Consider the following 21831-nt stretch of genomic DNA (forward strand, 5'->3'; position numbering starts at 1 on the left):
CACCCCTTAACCAATTCATTATACTAAATTGGTCAAGACTTTTCTATTATTCTTCAGGCGAATACGGATTAATGTGCACAAACACATTTTGTACATTCCCCTGTTTCATTAATGCTTCTTTTACTCGTTTGCCGATACGATGTCCCTCTTCTACAGTAATATGAGGATCAACAGAAACTTTAATGTCTACAATAACATAATGTCCATGCTCCCTTGCGTATAAAGCCCCAACCTTTATTACCCCCTCCACACCAGAAACAATCTCACGCATAGAAGCAGTATCTTCTTCGTGCAATACATGATCTAGTGTGCTATGAATAGCTTCCTTTCCAATTGACCAGGCCATTTTAATTACAAGCAACGATACAAACAATCCGGCAACGGGGTCGGCGTAAGCAAGCCATGGTATACCAAACCGGCCACCTAGCATCGCTGCACCAATACCGACTAGTGCTGCCATAGAAGAAAATACGTCCGAACGATGTTCATACGCATTTGCGATAATAGCAGCACTATTGATCCGCTTTCCTAAGTTATATTTATAGCGAAACATCGCCTCTTTAATAAAGATAGAAAAAATAACCGTCAATAGTGCGATAAACTTAGGAATTTCCACCTCTCCTTTAAACGCTTCAATAGATGACATGGCAATCTCAAAGCCGACAATTGCAAGTAAAACGGCCACAATAATGGCGGAAATAGGCTCTGCTTTGCCATGCCCGTACGGATGGTCTTCATCCGGCGGTCGGTTTGCGGCGCGAATACCGAATAACACTGCCAAAGACCCAACAACATCAGAAGCAGAATGAACTGCATCAGCAATTAAAGCTGTACTATTTCCCAAAAATCCTACAATCGCTTTGACTGCCGCTAAAATCACATTCCCAACAATCCCTACAATGGCACCAATTTGCGCTTGCTTTAAACGGTCTTGGTCTTCCATATTCAACTTCCTTTCTCTTCTGAACAGCTTTAGGCTACAATCCTCTTTATATATTATGAAAAAACGCTTGTTCTTAAGCAGAAAAGGACGCTCCATAGCGGAGCATCCTTTTTACACTTGTAGTTCCGGTTTTGTTTCTTCTTCCTCTTTCTTACCTTTGCCCTTCTTCAAACGACTCTTTTCTAAAAGTAGCCAAATTTGTGAAGCGACAAACACAGAAGAATAGGTTCCTACGATTAATCCGATAAACAAGGCGATTGAGAAGCCTCGCAATGAATCACTCCCAAAAATTAGCAGGGCAATAACCGGTAGTAATACAGTTAATACAGTGTTCACAGAGCGTGCCAATGTTTGACGCACACTTAGGTTTACAATATCCTCTAAATCCTGTGCTGTGCGAATCTTACGCTTTTTATACAACTCACGGTTACGATCAAATGTAACAATGGAGTCATTAATAGAATAGCCGACAATCGTCAATACAGCTGCAATAAATGGTAAGTCCACCTCTAAACGCAACACACTAAATGCGGTGATGATAAAGAACGCATCATGTAACAATGCGATAACAGCAGCTACCGCATATGTAAAGCGGAAGCGTAGGCTCACATACAGGACAATCCCTACAGATGCAATCAATACAGCAATAAGTGCATTTCGTGCTATTTCTTTCCCAATAGTAGGAGACACGGTACTTACACTTGGCTCATTACCATATTTAGTACCTAGCTCACTCTTCACTCTCGCAATCTCGTCTTTCGTTAACACATCTTTCAAACGAACTGCTGCGCTGTCATTGTTTGTACCTGTTAACACGATGTCCTGCGCAACAATATCCAGAGCTTTCAAATCTGCTTTCAGCTCAGACACATTCATTACAGCATTGCCCTTCACATCAATACGCGAGCCGCTGGAGAAGTCGATACCTAGATTCAACTTAAAAATAGACAATACAATTATACCGATTACAGTAAATATAATAGAGAACGTTAAAAACGATTTGCCCACTTTTACAAAGTCAACCTTATCAAACTTCGTCGGTGCATGCTCCACACCTTTTGAAATTGGAATAATATCTTTTGTCTTAACGCCGAAATAGCCAATTTTTTTATCAAAGTAACGGCTGTTTACAAGGAGTCCGAGTAACAATCTCGTCCCGCCTACGTTTGTGATAAACCCTACGATTAAGCTGACCATTAAGCTTGTAGCAAAGCCCTTTACGGCGCTTGTTCCAAAAATAAACAACACAATTGCCGCTAGCATCGTTGTGATATGTGCATCAAGTACCGTTAAGAAGGAATGGCGATTTCCGGCACGATATGCAGCCATGACAGATTTACCAATTTTTAGTTCATCCTTAAAGCGCTCATCTGTGATGATATTCGCATCTACAGCGATACCAACCCCCAATACAAGTGCTGCAATGCCCGGCAATGTTAATACCGCATTCATCCAATCGAAGATAAGCAAGGTCACGTAAATATACATCAACAAATTAATAACTGCGACAATCCCCGGTAGTCGATAATACACAATCATAAACAAGAAGATAAGCGCAATACCAATGATACCTGCTAGGATTGTTTTTTGTAGCGCTGTTTCCCCAAACTTCGCCCCAACAGATGTAGAATACATTTCTTCTAGCTCAACCGGAAGTGCACCAGCATTTAACAGCTTCGCCAAGTCCTTCGCTTCTTCTGGCGTAAAGTTACCTACAATGGACACTTCCGTTTGATTAAAGACTTGGTCTACACTTGCTGCGGATAGATATTTTGGTTTGGGCTTTCCTATTTCCGCTTTATAAGAATCTTTTCCTTCTTCAAAATCAAGCCAAATGACCATGAGGTTATCCGGCTTCATTGCCAATACTTTTTCTGTTACACTACGAAACTTCTCTGCACTTTTTAGTGTTAGTCCCACACTTGGACGATTTTGCTGATCGAATGTTTGCTTTGCGCCATTTTCTTTTAAATCCGAACCGTCCATAAGCAAATTATCATTTACATCACGAAACGTTAATTTTGCTTGTGTAGATAATACTTCACGTGCCTTATTTTGATCTTTAACGCCTGCTAGTTGGACGCGAATACGGTCTGTTCCTTCAATTTGAATGTTCGGTTCACTAACGCCTAGGACGTTGACACGATTTTCAAGGGCATGGACCGTGCTGACAAGCACATCACGTGTAATTTTGTCCCCTTCTTTAGCCGGCTTGACTTTATATAAAACTTCAAAGCCGCCGCGCAAATCGAGTCCGAGATTAATGTTTTGTGTAATATTCTTTGCTGTCGCACCAATCAATGCGCCCACCATTAGGACGATTAAAAAAAACGCGACAATTCTGCTGCTCCGCTTTGTCATGAGTATTGACTTCCTCCTTTTGTTATTACGAGCTGTAATTGTACATCATCAGTTGTTCTCGTATTCTTCAAAAGACCTGAGTGGTGCTTTATAGGCCTCCATTGTCAAATATGTCATATAGTCGCTTGATGAGAGCGCCAACACATCGTTGACGAGTTGATACAGCTTTACTTCTTCCGGTTGCTTCCACTTCTTGCTCATTAAGCAATCCCATATTTCTTGCGCTGTTACTTGATCATAGCCTAATAACTTAAACTCATCCGCCTTGCTTTCAAGCACAACCTGAAGCTGTTCTCGATACGCATTCACAGGATGTTCCTTCACAACCATTCAGAATCCTCCTTCATTTTTTGAGCGCTATACATATTTGCACGAGAATTTTTGAAAGGTTTTGAAAAAACCTTAGAAAAAAATGCTTGTACATATACTTGTCATGCTTGCCTTATGTATGTGCATATAGATTATTGTAAATCATTCTATGGCTTTTGAGAAGGTGGGAACGAAATGACAAAGCAGAGCTTTTTACGCGGCACACTAATTTTAATAGCCGCTGGTTTAATTACAAGGGTGCTCGGCTTTATTAATCGAATCGTAATGGCGAGAATTCTTGGTGAAGAAGGTGTTGGCTTATACATGATGGCTGTACCGACTTTTATTTTGGCCATTACTGTTACACAAATCGGGCTTCCTGTTGCGATTGCAAAGTTGGTCGCAGAAGCTGAGGCCTTACACGACAAGGTACGTGTCAAAAAGATAATTGTGGTTTCTTTAAGCATTACTTTATCACTTAGTTTTATTTTTACCATCGGCTTACTGTTCACTGCACCTATGCTATCTCAAAAGCTATTAACAGATGCTCGCACATTATATCCGCTCATTGCGATCTTGCCAGTCGTTCCAGTCATTGCTGTATCATCAGTGTTACGCGGCTATTTCCAAGGAAAACAAAATATGAAACCGAGTGCTTACGCACAAGTAATCGAACAAGTCGTTCGTATTGCACTCATCGCCTTTTGCATTAAAATCTTCCTACCGTTCGGCATTGAGTACGCTGCTGCTGGCGCCATGGTATCGGCAGCAGCAGGAGAACTTGTTTCACTTTTATATATGCTGATTATCTTTCAGAAACAAAAAACATTTTCAATACGCCATCGCTTTTTTACGACCGTGAAAGCAGGAAAAGACACCTTGCATTCCCTAATGGGTATCGCCTTACCGACAACAGGTAGTCGAATTATCGGTTCTCTTTCTTATTTTTTAGAGCCCATCGCTGTCACACAAAGCTTAGCTATTGCTGGTGTGACAGCCGCAGTAGCTACTAGGCAGTATGGGGAATTGACCGGGTATGCATTGCCACTATTGTTTCTACCATCTTTTATCACCTACGCTTTATCAACATCACTTGTTCCTTCTGTGAGTGAAGCTGTTGCAAAAAAACAGCCACATCTCGTTGAATATCGTCTACAACAAGCTCTTCGCCTCTCGTTTATATCAGGAGGGTGGTCGGTTGTAATCTTATATATTTTTGCCTCTCCTATTTTGACGCTGATGTATGGAACAGATCATGCTGCACCATTCATAAAACTACTGGCACCTTGTTTTATTTTTTATTACTTTCAAGGTCCTCTCACCTCCATGTTGCAGGCGTTAGACTTAGCAAAAGCAGCCATGTTAAACAGCATAGTCGGATCGGCAGTAAAAATTGCAGGTATCTTCTTGCTCGCTTCAAGAAGTGAATTTCAAATTATGGGCGTGGCACTTGCGATTGCTGCTGGTCTTGTGACTGTAACCTTGCTGCATTATGCGACTGTCTTGAAGAAAATCACATTTACGATCTATGCTCGTGACTATCTGTTGGGAGGCGCGGCAATCCTGATTGCCGGAGTAGCAGGACGCGTATTAGAGACACATCCGATGTTTTCTTCACTTGGGTGGCAAACGCTATTTTCTATTACAGCTATCACGCTTTTGTATATGGTTTTACTGCTTGCACTTGGATTGATTCGTAAAGAAGAGCTTGCTCGTATTCCTTTGCTACATAAACTCATGCGAAAATAACACAGCCGTCACGGCTGTGTTATTCGTCTTTTAGATCTACAAACAATTCATCGTTTTGTACCGTACAATACGAAATTTGTGAAATATCCTTATACCCCTGCTCGCGAAGCTGTTGACGTAACCATAAGTTTGTTTTCCCTATTTCCTCTAGATGTTCATCTTGGATTGTACCATCAATAATCAGCGGCAGTGCGAATACAGCTTTTGCATTCGCTTCACCTTGTGGTTGTTTCTCAAACACCGACAATTTTCCAGAAGGTTCCAAAATGGCATACTCCACATCTCGGATGTCGCCAATATCCTTTTCTCGTAGCTGCATAAGTAAATCATCAAAATTATAACGCTGTTTTCGCATTTGTACTTCATCCACTTTTCCGCCGCGAATTAAAATAGACGGTTCTCCATCCAACAGTTTGCGTGCTTTTTGACTTTTAAGAGATAGAAAAGCTAACGCAATTTGTAGCACCATAAGGAGAATCATTGGTGTAAGCTGATGCACGATTGGCTTATCTGGTGTTTCAATTGCAACGACGGCCAGTTCGCTCAACATTAAAAAAACAACCAAATCGAGGACATTGAGTTCGCCGATTTCCCGTTTGCCCATTAAACGAAAAATAATAATAATTACACCATACAATACGACTGTACGTATAGCAATCTCTAATAAGTCCACCGAGATCCCTCCGTAAATACAAATATACCTGTACTATAATGCCCGTTTTCACATAAAACTATCACCTTACTTGGTAAGTAAAAATGGAGATAAGGAGCAGATGTCCTTCGCTTTACGATCCAACTGCGTAGCAAATCATACGCAAACACGGAAGTTTATTTCTACTTCTCTAGTCTAACTTGTACATTACAGAAATATGCTTGTATTAAGGAGGGGATAAAATGTCCGGAACGAAAAAACTGTCCACTGCTCTTCTGTTTGGTCTTAGTACAGTCCTTGTGCTTGCGGCTATCGCGAGCTTCGGGATTGCATTGCTTGCAAAGCTCACGAATATAAGTGATTCTTCTCTCGTTGTTATCATTTTTATACTCGCCATCATTTCTATGCTTGCTTCCGGCTTTGTGTCGGGCATGAAAGCAAAAATGAAGGGATGGCTCGCAGGCGGCGCAACAGGTATTTTCTTTTCTTTACTTGTATTTCTCATTAACTATTTAGGCTATTCCCAAGGCCTCTCAAAGGAAAGCATGGTATACCATCTAGGACTTATTGCAGCGAGTACAATTGGCGGTATCTTCGGTGTGAATACTGCCAATAAAAACTAAAAAGACTTGGCATATGCCAAGTCTTTTTAGTTTGTTGCTGCTTCTTTCTTAGCCGTTACTTCACGAACAGCGTTGCGCTCAAATGTTAAATGAGAGCCATCACCTGTTTTAATTACAACTGTTGTATCCGAAACAGAGTCAATTACACCGTGCAAGCCACCAATTGTAATAATACGATCACCTTTTTGCAGCCCGCTTTGCATAGTAGCAACTGCTTTTTGGCGTTTTTGTTGCGGACGAATCAGCAAAAAGTAAAATACTGCAAACATAAGAACCAATGGTAACACTTGTGTCACTAAAGCATTCATGAGTATACCTCCTTATCTATTTAGAAATTCTTGGCGTTCGGTTTGTTAAAGCCATATTGCTCAAAAAACTCCTCACGGAAATCACCGAGACGATCTTCACGAATGGCCTGACGAACCTGCTCCATTAATTTTAACAGAAAATGCAGGTTATGATAAGATGTTAAGCGAATTCCGAATGTTTCGTCACATTTTAACAAGTGGCGAATGTAAGCACGTGAATAGTTTTTACATGTATAGCAATCACACTTTGGATCTAGCGGTCCAAAATCTCTTGCATACTTCGCATTTTTGATGACTACACGTCCCTCGCTTGTCATACATGTACCATTTCTTGCGATACGTGTGGGCAATACACAATCGAACATATCAATACCACGAATTGCACCGTCAATCAAAGAATCAGGTGAGCCTACTCCCATTAAATAACGCGGCTTATTCGTAGGTAACCAAGGTGTTGTGAAATCCAGCACGCGATTCATTACGTCCTTCGGTTCTCCCACTGATAATCCACCAACTGCATAGCCTGGGAAATCCATAGATACCAAATCCTGCGCGCTTTGACGACGTAAATCCTCGTATTCACCGCCTTGTACAATTCCAAACAGCCCTTGATCCTGCGGTCGTTGATGCGCCTTTAAGCAACGCTCTGCCCAGCGGCTCGTCCGCTCAACGGAACGCTTCATATAGTCGTACTCGGCCGGATATGGGGGACACTCATCAAATGCCATCATAATGTCAGAACCAAGCGCATTTTGAATCTCCATTGCCTTTTCAGGAGAAAGAAACAACTTATCACCATTTAAATGGTTACGGAAGTGAACGCCTTCTTCTTCAATGCGACGAAATTCACTCAAACTGAATACCTGGAAACCACCCGAATCTGTTAAGATTGCGCGATCCCAATTCATAAATTTATGAAGACCACCTGCTTCACGAACAATTTCATGACCTGGACGAAGCCATAGGTGATACGTGTTACTTAAAATGATTCCTGCATCCATCGCTTTTAGTTCTTCTGGTGCCATCGTTTTTACCGTTGCTAAAGTCCCAACCGGCATAAATACCGGTGTTTCAAAGGAACCATGCGGCGTATGAACGCGACCAAGGCGCGCACCTGTTTGCTTACAAGTTTTAATTAATTCATATGTGATTGCCATAAGAGAAACTCCTTTCTTACGCTGCTTATAAAATCAGCATTGCATCTCCAAAGCTGAAGAAGCGATATTTTTCACGAACTGCTTCATTGTAGGCATGAAGTACATGTTCTCTTCCAGCTAAAGCACTAACAAGCATAATTAACGTAGACTTTGGCAAGTGGAAATTCGTAATCATACCGTCAATGGCTTTAAAGGTATACCCAGGATAGATAAAGATACTCGTCCAGCCTGATGCAGCTTGAAATGTACCATCTTGCGCTGCAATAGTTTCAAGTGTACGTGTTGATGTAGTTCCAACTGTGATGATGCGACCGCCTTTTTCTCTTGTGCGATTCAATAAAGCAGCCGTCTCTTCAGACATGTAATAATATTCCGCGTGCATATCATGCTCTTCAATATTATCGACTGAAACCGGTCTGAATGTACCAAGGCCTACATGCAAAGTAATAAAAGCAATATGTACACCCTTTGCACGAAGCTCGTCTAAAATAGCATTTGTAAAGTGCAAACCAGCAGTTGGTGCGGCAGCAGAACCAACTTCACGAGCAAATACGGTTTGATATCGATTACGATCATCTAATGTCTCTTTAATATACGGAGGCAGTGGCATTTCACCGAGCTCGTCCAAAATTTCATAAAAAATACCCTCGTAGAAAAACTTCAGCTTGCGTCCGCCTTGTTCACTTATACCAATGCACTCTGCACGGAGCTTGCCTTCACCAAAGGAAAGAACAGTTCCTTCCTTCACCCGTTTTGCCGGTTTTACAAGCGTTTCCCAGCAATCATTCTCTTCTTGCTTTAAAAGTAGCACTTCAATATGAGCACCCGTATCATCTTTTATCCCATGCAAACGTGCAGGCATCACCTTCGTTTCATTTAAAACGAGTGTATCCCCCGCTTTAAAATAAGAGGTAATATCGTAAAAATACTTATGAGAAATTTCTCCCGTTTCACGGTTTAACACCATCAATCTGGAACTTTCTCGGTTTTCAAGGGGAGTTTGTGCAATTAACTCCTCTGGCAAATGAAAATCAAAGTCATTAATGTTCATAATTTCACCTGTTTCATTTCTCATGTAAATTTAACTGCTGTTTAGTCAACTTAATTCTATCGAAACTTGCTTAATATATACAAAATGAGAGATATCACAACACTGAGAACAATTGAAGTTACAATTGGAAAGTAAAAGGTTACATTACCTTTTTTAATGAAAATATCACCTGGAATCTTACCAATAAAACGCCACAATAAGCCTATGACAATAAAGACAATACCTACTGTTAGAAACAGCTTTGACATGTCCATTATTGCGGCGCCACTATTCTGAAATGTTGATACGCAAGCGGCGTTGCAATACGGCCGCGTGGTGTACGTTGCAAAAAGCCTATTTGCAATAAATACGGTTCGTATACATCTTCAATTGTATGGGCTTCTTCCCCGATGGTCGCCGCGACGGTTTCTAGGCCAACGGGGCCGCCTCGGAATTTTTCAATGATCCCGAGCATGAGCTTATGATCAATATGATCGAGACCAAGACGGTCGACCTGAAGCAACTCAAGTGCTGTACGCGTAATATCAATTGTGATTGTTCCATTTCCGCGTACCTGCGCAAAGTCGCGAACGCGTCGCAACAAGCGGTTTGCAATACGAGGTGTTCCGCGTGCACGTCTCGCGATTTCAACTGCTGCATTAGGATCGATTTCAACTGCAAATACGTCGGCCGTCCTCGTCACAATATCTGAAAGCTGATCAGTTTCGTAATATTCCAAACGCGACAGCACACCAAAGCGATCGCGCAGCGGTGCCGAAAGTGCACCAGCTCGCGTAGTGGCACCAACAAGCGTAAAAGGTGGCAAATCCAATCGAACCGACTTAGCAGTAGGTCCTTTCCCAATTACAATATCTAAACAAAAATCTTCCATTGCCGGATACAGCACTTCCTCTACTGACCGCGGCAAACGATGAATTTCATCAATAAACAGCACATCCCCAGGCTGCAAAGCTGTGAGCACGGCTGCCAAGTCCCCCGCACGCTCAATGGCAGGACCGGAGGTAGTTCGAAGATTCACTCCCATTTCATTGGCAATAATCGCTGCTAATGTAGTTTTTCCAAGCCCTGGTGGTCCATATAAAAGCACATGATCTAGAGTTTCTTCTCTAAGCTTAGCTGCTTCTATAAAAATCTCGAGATTATGTTTTACTTTCTCCTGACCGATGTACTGCCGCAATGTTTGCGGACGGAGTGAATACTCAAAATCCACGTCCTCGTATATCGTTTCTCCCGAAACAAGACGTTCATCCATGCTACTCACCTCTTACCGTTTAATAGAAGCTGCAACGCCTTTTTAATGTATTGGTCGGTAGATAAGGCTTCTTTAATAAGCTCAGGTACAACACGAGCAACTTCTCTTTCTGCATAACCAAGAGCCTTTAAGGCCTCAAGTGCTTCATCCAATTCTACGGATACACTCCCAGACTTTTCAAATGCATCCGGCGCAGAAAATAAATCAGGCAAAGCATCCGGCACAAGGTCATTCAGCTTGCCTTTTAAATCTAAAATCATTTGTCGCGCTGTCTTTTTCCCCACCCCAGGAAATTTAACCAAAAACTTCTCATCTTCTTGCTCGACAGCCTGTACAACTTGTTTCGTTTGTCCCGCCGCTAAAATAGCAAGCGCTCCCTTCGGCCCAATCCCAGACACACTAATTAATTTCATAAATAGTGCACGCTCTTCCCTCGATTGAAATCCATATAGCGCAAGAACATCTTCTCTTACATATTGATATGTATACACGCGAATTTGTTGTTCGCTTTTACGGAACATATAAGGGTTAGGTGTTAATAACTGATAACCAATTCCATTATGGTCCAAAACAATATATTCTGGTCCTACAAACTCAACACTACCTGTGATATATTCAAACAACCTAAGCTCTCTCCCTTTTTAATCATGTATTCCATTCTACCACAATGAAGCCGTACAAAAAAGAATGAGACTAGCCTCGGCTAGTCCTTTTTCACAGAATAGGGTTTCATCATGTCGATTACTTCTTCATACTGCTGTTTAGATTTGACACGAATACCACGTTCTAATTTCTCTCTTTGATAGCTTTTCAGCTTCTCCATATCAATCTGAAAAAACGAGTGAATAGCATTTTTTTCATCAGGGATGCCTTTAAAAATCTGTAAAATACCTTCCTTGGAAACGCCAAAATAACCGCTTGTTTTAAGTAAAGGAGATATATCATTTACACGCTTTTGCAGTACAATTTGTACGTCATCTCGATCTACTAATTGCCAATTTTTATAGCGGCGCAATGAATCTTCGAGACTCACCGTATCTACGCGAAACATCTCTTCGCTTACTTCCCCATCCAAATACGTGCGCTGTAAGATAATAGTTACAGTAGGTTTCTTAGTCGGTCCAACCATGTCGTTCGGAATTTTTGCTTCATACGAAGTAGGAATTGATAAGCCTATAAAAGAGCAACACACAAACGCGGTTAAGATTACCTTCACTAGGAAGCTCATCGCCTTCACCTCTTTGCACATGGTAACTTCTGTTAGATAGGCTTCCCTAAAAACTAGAAATTATCCTTACATCTAGCAGAATTTGCAAAGTAGGAATTATATGTTAGGAACTTATTTGCCCTCTATCTCCCATAGTACGCCTAGGATTTCTTGTTTGAAGACATGCATTTTCTCCTTTTCCGCTCGAAAATACAATGTTCGTACAAATGTTTTCATATTTTGAAGAACCACTCCATTTTGTGGTCTATACGCCTTAAAGTCAACTAGTGTATATAACCAATTTCTCCATTCTTCCGCCGATAATACCTGTTGTTCATATACTGCAAATATAGCGCTTGCTAATCGTTCATCTTCAAGGTCTGTATATACATAATCCTGCTTTGCTATCATATGATGAGCTGCCTTCAGTAATTCTAATGCAAACCACTGCTCAGGCAATGAACGTGCTAATGCATGAAGTGCATCCGCAGCATGGGCCGTTGCATGGGCCCATCCTTTGCCTTCTACATATCCCCGGACATCTTTTTCAAGGTATATATATTCCAACACCTGTTCAGCTACACTATATAATTGTTCCTGTGAAAGAAACGGCTTTTTTTCGTGAATAGACAATATCAGCGGGGGTATGAGTACAGAAAATGCTCGTTTAAATACAGAATCTGTTTCTTTTTCTCCGATTCCATAAAATAGATAATCTTCACTTAATGTTTGAAGTAGTAAACCGCGCAGCTCTTTGTCACGAAATACGCCATTTTTAATCCATTTAGCCAACGTACTATAAATAAGCTCGTCGCGCAATTCAGCATCAGTCGAGCCTATGAAATCAAGCATCCATTGCGCATATGGGTATGCATCTACATCTTCCGGTACATCATAATGATTTTTCTGAATAGCCTGTAGCTCTCTTTTTAACTCCTGTTCGTTTGTCATATGTATTCATCCCCTCTACACTTCTTATTTATTATTGTATCATGTCTTTACACGAAAAAGGGAGAAGCACCCTGCTTCTCCCTTTTTACCTTCTTTCGCTTTTCTTAGCGCGTCATACGATTGTAATCGGAACGTACAGAACGGAACATATCTTCTAAATCTTTGTTCATGTCGTTTGTCATCGTTCCATCACGCAAATTGGTGTTCATTTTATTTACGCGGTTATACATACTTTCGTTCACCGCAACTTGTAAATTCCTTCCTTTTGTATATGGCATCGCTACTTGACGGATTTTATCTTTGAGCTTACCTTCACTCATTGTTCCATCAGATTTAACAGCAACTAATACATCATTTCCATATACAACAGTTGAGACACGATCTACTTCATTTAATCGTTTGACACGATTGGTAATTTTTTCAGAAGTTGCGCCGTCTCCATTTGTATAGTATCCATTCATAGTAACGTTGCGTGTAGGATAAGAATTATCAAGGTGACTGTGGAAATTGCGGTCACCATAGTAATTATATCCCACTTTCTCTTTGTTTTTATGAATGTCTTGGTTAATCTTTGTATACTTTACGTTGCCGTAATGATCTGTTTTTGGCTCACGATACGCTACACGATTCATATTTAAATCGCTATAACGATCCGTGATACTAGCTGGCCTTGGACCATATCCATAAGAGTTTGGATAATCACCAAAGCCATAGTAAGACGTACGCTCATATGCAAAATCATCTGCTGTTTGTTCTTTATATCGTTCCATAGCGGTGTCTTTTTTATCTGTATTACAAGCTGCCAAGACGCCCACCGCCAACAATGAAGTTGCCACAATCTTAAGTTTCTTGTTCAATACAAAGACCCCCTCTGCAAAATCGAGCCATGAAAATGGCTCTGTATTAGCTTGCGCTTTAGAAGGGGTTTTAAACTGTCAGTATTTAACTTGATTTGCACGTTGTAACAACTGTCTTAAACATGATGTACGCTTTTCATAATGCTCTATGGTGAATGTAATGATTTTTTCTTCAAATAATGTTTTCGTTTCTTCAGGCAATAATATGAAGTACTGCCACTCTCGTAACAGGTCTCCTGGAAATATCAAGCCCAGTAAAAATACTTTTATATTCATAAAAGGATACTCTGTGTATTCTTCACAAATCGCTTCATAATCCCAGCTCAAATCAGGCATTATCGCATGAAAATACTTGATATAATCATACATACAGGGGCCATAGCTTACACAATCAAAATCAATTAGGTAAACCTGCTCTGCTTTAATAAAATTATGCGCTACTACGTCACCGTGGAGAACGCATGATGGTAAACGACGTATATCTTCCATATATAATGCTCGTAGCGCAGTATATGCCCAACCTAGGATATCACTTACAATTTCCGACCCTACATATCGTGAAATTTCATCTCGAGAATGAAAAAACGTTCGCAAACGCTTCTCCCATTTCACAAGCCAATCCAGCTTAGGTACCATGGAACGTATATGCTGCGGCAACAACTTTGCATATTGATGATATTTCGTTAACACTTGAAGTCCCGCAAACCGATTTTCTTTTTGTGCAAGCGTAAATAATTCTGTATGACTAATATAATCCATCACTAACCAATATACGTCTGAGAAAGGCATATATAATACATTGGACGCAAAGGGTCGTATGCATGTTGTTTGAGAAAAGCCAACCTGTTGTAGCTCGCTTAACAACAAGGACTGTTGGTGGACTTTATATATTTCTTTGTACCCCTTTACAATATATATATGTTCCTCTGTATACACCATATACACAAACGTCTTAAGCTGCACAATACGGTAAACTGGCATATATGTGCGTAAGAACGAAAAAAGGCGCGCGGTAAACGCATCGCCTTTTCCTTGTTTATTCTGTATCATCGTCCGCACTCGGCACGCCAAACATTGCAGCTTGATCCGGGCGATAATACGGCGCCATCGGTTGCGGTGCGTAAGGTACATATGGCATGGACTGGTAATACGGTGCCTGTTGCGGGTTGAATGGATAATATGGTCCACCTGACATTGGTGGTGGTGCATACGGATAACTCGATTGCTGATCGTCGCATCCACAATCTCCTTGTGCCTGTGGTGAATAGTTATCCATTCCTGGTGCCGCATTTGGCATATACAGGGATGATGACTCATAAGGTGCATGATGATTTGGTTGCATCAAGGAAGATGACTCCTGCATCATACCTTGCACATATTCCGGATATGGCATCGGATATTGTGGCGCAGGTGGCATGTATGGCATCATACCTTGGGGCGGATACTGCGGCGCGTAAGGCATTGGTGGCATATATGGCATCATCCCCTGTGGTGCATATGGCGGTGGGTACGGTGTAGGCGGCATATACGGCATCATACCTTGCGGCGGATATGCCGGTGCATACGGCATTGGCGACATATCATACGGCATTGGGTATGGATTCATATCGTATGGCATCATTGGTGAACCGTATTGTGGATAACCTGGGTTCATATACATACTAGGATCAACAGGCGGCATATTATTATAAGCCGGATAAGGTTGTTGCACATCCATTTGCCCCATTACAGCCTCTGGAGCCTGCGGTGCTACAGGTTCGTTCATAACTGGCATCGCTTTATCTGTAACGGGCGCAGTAAAGTTTGGCGCATTCATAATTGGCATTGCCGTATTAGCTGCTGGCGCTGTAAAGCTTGGTGCTTCCATCAGTGGCATTGCTTTATTTGCTGCCGGTGCTGTAAAGCTTGGTGCTTCCATCAGTGGCATTGCTTTATTTGCTGCCGGTGCTGTATTTTGGTTATCTTTTGCAGCTTGCGCAACATCTTTTTTTGCTTCAAAAGCTGATTCCACAACGTTATCCTTTTGTGCAGCAGGTGCTATCATATTGTCTTTGTTTGCCGGCTTTGTTGCGATAGGCTCTGTTTTAGTTGTCGGTACTTTAAACTCGTTTGCCATATTAAAAGTCTTAGATGGCGGCTGCGGTGGCTGCGGTAAAATGTTTACGGAAAACTTCGTTACATCTTTAAGAGGAGCTTCCGGCTTTTGTGCTGGTTTAGCAGCAATCGGTGCCTCTGGCTTTTGTGCTGGCTTCTCAGCAATCGGCGCTTCCGGTTTTTGTACAGGCGGTGTCACCGGCTTTTCTTTTTGCGGAGCTGTCACCGGCGTTTCCTTTTGCACTGGCTTTAACTGTGTTTCCTTTTGCTTGCCCATTGGCATTTGCATGGCTGGTTGCTCAGAAGCTGGGCCAGTTTGGGCTTGCTGTTCATCTTCGTCCAAAATTGTTAAATTTTGTGGCTGAGCTGGTGTTGTCTGTTTCATATACTCTTTTGGAGGTGCTGATCCTCCTCCGGCATATTTGGCACCAGTTGATGGCACTTTAATCTTCATGCCAGGCATAATCAAGTCAGGATTACTCAGCTGTGCATTAGCTTGCTTTAACGTTTCTAAGTCTACCCCATATTTTTTCCCAATCTTCCACAGGGTATCTCCTTTTTGCACGATGTGAATTTTCACGTTTTCCCCCTCCTGTACGACTTCTCTATAATAGAAACGGTATGTTCAGGCAAGTTGCTACTTCATCACAATGTATGCGCGGAGAAATACATTTATGTACATGTGAGATGAGAAAGGACAAAAAACCATAAAAAGTACTATTAGAATGCTACAGAGATGGAAACAAGTAGATGAAATTCTTGAAAAGAATAAACTTTGCTGCGAGAATCAGCAAATACCTCTAATGAACAAATAAAAAAGGCAGCGAACATTTCGCTACCTTTAAGAAATGATTATGCGCGGGCCAACATGCGATTAAGCGCCAATGTTGCTTCTGCTGCAATTGTCTGATCTACCTTAATGATATTGACTTCCTCGCCCTTTTCTAAAGACTCCAATGCCCATAACAAATGGGGTAAATCAATTCGGTTCATCGTTAAGCACGGGCACATATACGGGTTCAATGATACAATATGCTTATCAGGATGCTGTGCGATAATGCGTTTGACTAAGTTCATTTCGGTGCCAATTGCCCATTTGCTACCAGACGGCGCTTTCTCAATGGTGTCAATAATATATTTTGTTGAACCAGCATCATCTGAGGCTGCTACAACTTCTCGGCAGCATTCGGGATGGACAATGATGCGCATATCAGGATGCTGTTTGCGTATATTTTCAATGTTTTTCACTGTGAAATTTTGATGAACAGAGCAATGCCCCTTCCACAAAATCACCTTAATATCAGCAAGGTTTCCTTCATACTCTAGCGTATCTGTTTGTGGATCCCAAACCGCCATATGCGCAAGTGGTATTCCCAAATCGTACGCGGTATTGCGTCCTAAATGTTGATCTGGTAAAAAGAAAATGCGTTCCTTTTGTGTAAACGCCCATTCTACCATTGCTTTGGCATTAGATGATGTAACTGTTGCGCCCCCGTTGCGACCACAAAACGCTTTAATAGCAGCTGTTGAGTTTACGTATGTTAATGGAAGCATTGTATCGCCAAACAGTTCCTGCAATTTGGGCCAAGCTCTTTCTGTTTGTTCAATATCAGCCATATCAGCCATAGAACAACCTGCACGCATATCAGGTAAGATGACAACCTGTTCATCTGTTGTTAAAATATCCGCTGTTTCTGCCATAAAATGAACACCGCAAAATACGATATATTTTGCCTTTTTGTTTTGCGCAGCAACTTGTGCTAATTGCAAGGAATCACCAGTCGCATCTGAAAAGATAACAACTTCGTCTTTTTGATAATGATGTCCTGGTATAAACAATTTCTCACCAAAATGTTCTTTGATTTCACGAACGCGCACTTCCATTTCTTCTCGCGTCATTTCGCTGTATCTTTGCGGCAACGTGACTTGCACACCTTGTGCCAATTCTAAAATATCCATGATCATATCCCCTTTTATACCTCAATATTAAAACTGATATCTAACGCTTTTACAGAATGTGTAAGCATACCTAGCGAAATATAATCTACTCCCGTATCTCCGTAATCCTTCAGGTTTTGCAGTGTAATACCGCCTGACGCTTCAGTTGTGATACTTGATGGAACAAGCTCACACAGCGTGCGTACTTCTTCGGGTGTACGATTGTCAAACATAATAATATCTGCACCAGCTTGAACTGCTTCAAGCACCTGCTCCTGCGTTTCCGTTTCCACTTCTACCTTTACCATATGACCAAGCTCTTTCTTTACAACTTCCACTGCTTTTGTAATGGAACCGGCAAATGCAATATGATTATCTTTAATCATCACACCATCATATAGACCAAAGCGATGATTAAAGCCCCCTCCGCATGTGACTGCATACTTGTCAAACATTCGTAATCCCGGCAACGTTTTACGTGTATCACAAATACGAGTGTGACTGCTATCTAATGCTTGGACTGCCTTGTGTGTAATCGTAGCAACACCGCTCATTCGTTGCAGCAGATTTAAAATCACACGTTCTCCTGTCAATAAGGTCCGAATTGGCCCATATACAGTCGCAATAACATCACCATATCTCACTGTTTCACGGTCTTGTTTATGCAACTCCACAACAACATCATCACTTAACAATTTCAACCCCGTAGCGATAATATCCGTGCCGGCTAGTATGCCTTCATCTTTTACCAAAAAAGTTCCCTTTGCCTGCAAGCCTGTAGGAAAGATAAGATCTGTTGTGACATCCCTTTCCCCTATATCCTCTACAAAAAACTGCTCTAGTGCCTGTTTTAGCTTAATTGTATTCATATTTATATGCCCCTTTTAGATTATGACGTGAAGTTCAGATGCCTCTTGATGAGGAAAATCCTTTCTGAAATGACCGCCAATACTGTTTCTCCTGTTTAAAGCTGCCGTAACAACGAGCCATGCTACTAGTAACATATTTTTCATTTTCATTTGCTCATTTGTGGGCTCAATAGCGTTTCCTGCATGCACAGTATATTGTTTCAACCATCGCTGCGCATGCTGTAGCCCTTCTTCGGTTCGGACGATTCCTGCATAAGTCATCATCATGTGTTGAAGTTCTTCTTGCTTTGGAAGGAGGGTGTCACAATACAAGACCTCTTTATGAAGAGGTCTAGAAAACGTCTCTTCACGTTTTTGAAGAAGATATTCGCCAAGCCGTCCGCCGAATACAATACCCTCAAGTAAGGAATTGCTGGCTAGCCGATTTGCTCCATGAACCCCATTACAAGCAACCTCACCTACAGCATATAAGCCCGGAACACTCGTTTCTCCATCTAAATTTGTGGCAATGCCGCCCATATGAAAATGAGCACCTGGTACAACAGGAATTTTTCCATCAGCAATACACACTCCATGCTCGGCACAAAGTGCAGAAATACTAGGAAACCGCTCTTCAAATCTAGCGACCGGTTTGATATCCAGATATACTTTTTCACCTTGTAACATCTGTTCATGTATGGCTCTCGATACAATATCTCTCGGTGATAAGTCTCCTTGCGCATAGCGCTTCATAAATTGCTCTCCTTTACCGTTACGTAGCACAGCTCCCTCGCCTCGAACGGCTTCGGAAATCAATCCTTTACAAGCACCATCTATATATAGCATGGTTGGATGGAACTGGACAAACTCTAAATCTGCCAACTTTGCACCAGCTCGATAGGCCATGGCAATACCATCTCCTGTAATGGTGCTCTGATTAGAACTAAATGCATACAATGCACCTATTCCTCCAGTCGCCAAAACAGTGTAAGGTGCATAGTAATGAGTGATATGCTGATCGTCCCTTGCCATGATTCCTTTACATATACCCTCTTCTATGATCAAATCCAATACCATTTCGTGCTCAATAATAGTGACATGCTTTTTGACTTTCTCAAGCATATGTTCTAGTAGATATTTACCCGTCGCATCACCGCCTGCATGCAAAATGCGCCTTTTTCCATGCGCACCTTCACGGCCTAAGCTTAAACCGCTTTCATCCTCATCAAATAACATACCTTCTCGAAGCAACCTTCGAACCTCGTTGGAACCTTGCTGTACAAGATAAGAAACAGCTTCGGGATTATTATGATAACAACCGGCTTCCATTGTATCTTGATAATGATAACGCCAATGATCATCCAGTGCGACCGCGGCCGCAACCCCGCCCTGCGCCATATATGAATTATTATCCTTCAAGTTTCTTTTTGTGATAATTATCACATTCTTTTGCTGACAAAGCTTTTCTGCGGTACAAAGAGCCGCAAGTCCGCTTCCTACAATGATAACATCTGCGTTAGGCATATAAGTGCCCCCTATTAATCATAATTTAACATCGCCTTCACATTTATAATGTCTTGACACCTATATTTACATATATTTAAACTGATGACAAGACCTTTTTTATGAATCCACACTTAGGAAAAAAATGTAAGTTTATATACAAAGAAATAAACAAGGTATGGTACACTATATAGATATAATGATGTTCTGCAGATAAAAAAGAGCAACCAGCATACATGTAACAATCTGTCATATCCTGCTACATTCTTGCTTCAGACACGAACCTTTATTTGTACCGTTCTTTTGTTAAACTTTAATCCAGCAAGGGGAATATGCTATGATTTATTTAGACTATGCAGCCACAACACCGATGAGCGATGCATCTTTGCAAACCTTCTTACAGGCATCAAAGCAGTATTTTGGAAATGAGCAGAGCCTGCATGATATCGGTTCCAATGCTTCTGCTTTACTTCATATTTGCAGACAAACATTAGCAAGCTTATTGGGCGGTAAAGAACAAGGTGTCTACTTTACAAGTGGAGGATCAGAAGCAAATTATTTTGCGTTACATTCGTTAATTACCGCACATCAGCATAAGGGTAAGCACATCATCACCACTCCTATTGAGCACGCATCCATTCGCAATTACTTTCATGAGCTTGAGAAAAAAGGATTCGAAGTCACATATGTGGCTGTTGACGAATATGGGGTCGTACAACTAGAAGCGTTGCAAGAGGCAATCCGCCCTGACACAATCTTAGCGAGTATTCAACATGGCAATTCCGAAATTGGGACGATACAAGATATTCGCGCAATTGGTCATTTTTTACATGAGCATGATATTCTGTTTCATACGGACTGTGTGCAAACCTTTGGCAAAATTCCAATTCATATACAAGATATGTGCATTGACAGCTTATCTATTTCAGCTCATAAATTATACGGCCCAAAAGGTGTAGGGGCTTGTTATATGAATCCACGTGTTCGCTGGCAGCCCATTTTTACAGGCACTTCTCATGAAGGAGGATTTCGTCCCGGTACGGTGAATGTTCCCGGTATTGCAGCTTTTTTGACTGCTGCTCAAGATGCCATAGCGGCTCAACCAAAGGAGACCACCAGATTATACGAATTACGTGACTTCTTCCTACAAGGCTTGAAAAACATTACACATCCAGTGTATATAGAAGGCCATCCGTCTACCAACTTGCCTCACATCGCAGCAGCAAGAATACAAGGTATTGAAGGGCAATATACGATGCTTGCGTGCAACCGGCACGGCATCGCGATTTCGGTAGGCAGCGCCTGTCAAGTTGGCAAGCAAGAACCTTCTAACACCCTGCTTGCTATTGGAAGAACAGCAGAAGAAGCAAAACAATATATTCGGTTTTCATTCGGAAGACATACAACTAAGCAAGAGTTAGAGACCACACTGCATATTTTACAAACCATGATTGATGAGTATAAAGGAGTCGTTTCGCAATGACAGATCAAGATAAAAAGAAAATTTTAGGAGAGGAACGCAGATCACTTATTTTACAGTGGTTGGTGGAAGCAACGCGTCCTTTATCGGGAAGTGAGCTGTCAAAAAAGACCAATGTAAGTCGTCAAGTAATTGTGCAAGATATTTCCCTGTTAAAAGCGCGAAATGAACCAATTATGGCTACGGCACAAGGATACGTGTACTTGAAACCTATTTCTAAGCTACCAAAATATGAGCGTGTGATTGCTTGTAATCATACGCCGGACCAAGTAAGTGACGAGCTGACACTTTTAGTAGATCACGGTGTTACTATTAAAGATGTAAAAGTGGAGCATCCGGTATATGGAGATATAACCGCACCAATTATGGTGAGCAATCGTTATGAAATTGGACAGTATTTAAAAAAAATCGCGGAAACAAATGCCTCCTACTTATCCCAGCTTACAGGCGGCATTCATCTGCATACAATTGAAGCAGATGCGGAGGATAAGCTGGATGCTGCTTGTGAGGCACTCGCTTTCGCCGGTTTCCTGATTCAATCTTAAAAA

The 21831-nt window shown here is 41.5% G+C and carries 21 protein-coding genes and 1 pseudogene; 4 read left to right on the forward strand and 18 right to left on the reverse strand.

What is annotated here, in order from left to right; translation table 11 throughout:
• Positions 1 to 46: 46 nt before the first annotated feature.
• The 3 genes from MUG87_RS08520 to MUG87_RS08530 all read right to left on the reverse strand — a co-directional run bounded on the left by MUG87_RS08520 (position 47) and on the right by MUG87_RS08530 (position 3634).
• Positions 47 to 943 carry a cation diffusion facilitator family transporter gene (locus tag MUG87_RS08520; RefSeq protein ID WP_247087047.1) on the reverse strand — a complete coding sequence of 299 codons (897 nt, stop codon included), beginning with the start codon at positions 941 to 943 and terminating at the stop codon, positions 47 to 49.
• A gap of 111 nt (positions 944 to 1054) precedes the next feature.
• Positions 1055 to 3304, reverse strand: coding sequence for a protein translocase subunit SecDF (gene secDF, locus MUG87_RS08525; protein ID WP_247087048.1), 2250 nt, complete (start codon positions 3302 to 3304; stop codon positions 1055 to 1057).
• Between the two features lie 48 nt (positions 3305 to 3352).
• The gene (locus MUG87_RS08530) at positions 3353 to 3634 is read right to left on the reverse strand and encodes a post-transcriptional regulator (RefSeq protein WP_247087049.1); all 282 of its coding nucleotides are present in this window, start codon (positions 3632 to 3634) and stop codon (positions 3353 to 3355) included.
• Between the two features lie 174 nt (positions 3635 to 3808).
• On the opposite strand from MUG87_RS08530, the gene spoVB reads away from it, so the two are divergent.
• Positions 3809 to 5362 carry a stage V sporulation protein B gene (gene spoVB, locus MUG87_RS08535; RefSeq protein WP_247087050.1) on the forward strand — a complete coding sequence of 518 codons (1554 nt, stop codon included), beginning with the start codon at positions 3809 to 3811 and terminating at the stop codon, positions 5360 to 5362.
• 19 nt (positions 5363 to 5381) lie between these two features.
• Here spoVB and MUG87_RS08540 read toward each other — a convergent pair whose 3' ends face one another.
• A complete protein-coding gene (locus tag MUG87_RS08540) occupies positions 5382 to 6035 on the reverse strand; it encodes a DUF421 domain-containing protein (RefSeq protein WP_247087051.1) in 654 nt (217 codons plus the stop codon).
• Between the two features lie 221 nt (positions 6036 to 6256).
• Here MUG87_RS08540 and MUG87_RS08545 point away from each other — a divergent pair, with 221 nt between their 5' ends.
• Positions 6257 to 6637 (forward strand): TIGR04086 family membrane protein, encoded by a 381-nt coding sequence (locus MUG87_RS08545; protein WP_247087052.1) that lies wholly within the window; start codon positions 6257 to 6259, stop codon positions 6635 to 6637.
• 26 nt (positions 6638 to 6663) lie between these two features.
• On the opposite strand, the gene yajC is transcribed toward MUG87_RS08545, so the two are convergent.
• The 14 genes and pseudogenes from yajC to nadB all read right to left on the reverse strand — a co-directional run bounded on the left by yajC (position 6664) and on the right by nadB (position 19824).
• Positions 6664 to 6945 carry a preprotein translocase subunit YajC gene (gene yajC, locus MUG87_RS08550; RefSeq protein WP_247087053.1) on the reverse strand — a complete coding sequence of 94 codons (282 nt, stop codon included), beginning with the start codon at positions 6943 to 6945 and terminating at the stop codon, positions 6664 to 6666.
• A 20-nt stretch (positions 6946 to 6965) separates the two neighbouring features.
• Positions 6966 to 8102: a tRNA guanosine(34) transglycosylase Tgt gene (gene tgt, locus MUG87_RS08555; protein WP_247087054.1), complete on the reverse strand. Its 1137-nt coding sequence runs from the start codon at positions 8100 to 8102 to the stop codon at positions 6966 to 6968.
• A gap of 25 nt (positions 8103 to 8127) precedes the next feature.
• Entirely contained in the window at positions 8128 to 9153 is a 1026-nt protein-coding gene (gene queA / locus MUG87_RS08560) for a tRNA preQ1(34) S-adenosylmethionine ribosyltransferase-isomerase QueA (protein WP_247087606.1), read from the reverse strand.
• 56 nt (positions 9154 to 9209) lie between these two features.
• The gene (locus MUG87_RS08565; protein WP_247087608.1) at positions 9210 to 9410 is read right to left on the reverse strand and encodes a DUF2905 domain-containing protein; all 201 of its coding nucleotides are present in this window, start codon (positions 9408 to 9410) and stop codon (positions 9210 to 9212) included.
• Positions 9407 to 10405 carry a Holliday junction branch migration DNA helicase RuvB gene (gene ruvB, locus MUG87_RS08570; protein ID WP_247087055.1) on the reverse strand — a complete coding sequence of 333 codons (999 nt, stop codon included), beginning with the start codon at positions 10403 to 10405 and terminating at the stop codon, positions 9407 to 9409. Before ruvB ends, MUG87_RS08565 begins: the two co-directional genes overlap by 4 nt.
• A gap of 5 nt (positions 10406 to 10410) precedes the next feature.
• On the reverse strand, positions 10411 to 11028 hold the full coding sequence (ruvA, locus tag MUG87_RS08575) for a Holliday junction branch migration protein RuvA (RefSeq protein ID WP_247087056.1): 618 nt from the start codon (positions 11026 to 11028) through the stop codon (positions 10411 to 10413).
• Between the two features lie 80 nt (positions 11029 to 11108).
• Positions 11109 to 11633 carry a BofC C-terminal domain-containing protein gene (locus tag MUG87_RS08580; protein ID WP_247087057.1) on the reverse strand — a complete coding sequence of 175 codons (525 nt, stop codon included), beginning with the start codon at positions 11631 to 11633 and terminating at the stop codon, positions 11109 to 11111.
• A 111-nt stretch (positions 11634 to 11744) separates the two neighbouring features.
• Complete coding sequence (locus MUG87_RS08585) at positions 11745 to 12563, reverse strand: DUF2785 domain-containing protein (RefSeq protein WP_247087058.1); 819 nt, start codon at positions 12561 to 12563, stop codon at positions 11745 to 11747.
• A 104-nt stretch (positions 12564 to 12667) separates the two neighbouring features.
• Positions 12668 to 13420: a YhcN/YlaJ family sporulation lipoprotein gene (locus MUG87_RS08590; RefSeq protein WP_247087059.1), complete on the reverse strand. Its 753-nt coding sequence runs from the start codon at positions 13418 to 13420 to the stop codon at positions 12668 to 12670.
• A 78-nt stretch (positions 13421 to 13498) separates the two neighbouring features.
• Positions 13499 to 14470, reverse strand: a complete 972-nt coding sequence (locus MUG87_RS08595; RefSeq protein ID WP_247087060.1) for a phosphotransferase — start codon at positions 14468 to 14470, stop codon at positions 13499 to 13501.
• 1471 nt (positions 14471 to 15941) lie between these two features.
• A pseudogene (gene safA, locus MUG87_RS08600) lies at positions 15942 to 16094 on the reverse strand (SafA/ExsA family spore coat assembly protein); the annotation flags it as partial.
• A gap of 272 nt (positions 16095 to 16366) precedes the next feature.
• Positions 16367 to 17473: a quinolinate synthase NadA gene (gene nadA, locus MUG87_RS08605; protein WP_247087061.1), complete on the reverse strand. Its 1107-nt coding sequence runs from the start codon at positions 17471 to 17473 to the stop codon at positions 16367 to 16369.
• 14 nt (positions 17474 to 17487) lie between these two features.
• The gene (gene nadC / locus MUG87_RS08610) at positions 17488 to 18321 is read right to left on the reverse strand and encodes a carboxylating nicotinate-nucleotide diphosphorylase (RefSeq protein WP_247087062.1); all 834 of its coding nucleotides are present in this window, start codon (positions 18319 to 18321) and stop codon (positions 17488 to 17490) included.
• 15 nt (positions 18322 to 18336) lie between these two features.
• On the reverse strand, positions 18337 to 19824 hold the full coding sequence (nadB, locus tag MUG87_RS08615; protein ID WP_247087063.1) for an L-aspartate oxidase: 1488 nt from the start codon (positions 19822 to 19824) through the stop codon (positions 18337 to 18339).
• A gap of 316 nt (positions 19825 to 20140) precedes the next feature.
• On the opposite strand from nadB, the gene MUG87_RS08620 reads away from it, so the two are divergent.
• Together MUG87_RS08620 and MUG87_RS08625 are read left to right on the forward strand one after the other, a co-directional pair.
• Positions 20141 to 21286: an IscS subfamily cysteine desulfurase gene (locus MUG87_RS08620; protein ID WP_247087064.1), complete on the forward strand. Its 1146-nt coding sequence runs from the start codon at positions 20141 to 20143 to the stop codon at positions 21284 to 21286.
• Complete coding sequence (locus tag MUG87_RS08625) at positions 21283 to 21828, forward strand: transcription repressor NadR (protein WP_247087065.1); 546 nt, start codon at positions 21283 to 21285, stop codon at positions 21826 to 21828. The genes MUG87_RS08620 and MUG87_RS08625 overlap by 4 nt, the downstream gene beginning before the upstream one ends.
• The last annotated feature ends 3 nt before the right edge of the window (positions 21829 to 21831 follow it).

This window comes from Ectobacillus sp. JY-23, from assembly GCF_023022965.1.
GTDB lineage: Bacteria > Bacillota > Bacilli > Bacillales > Bacillaceae_G > Ectobacillus.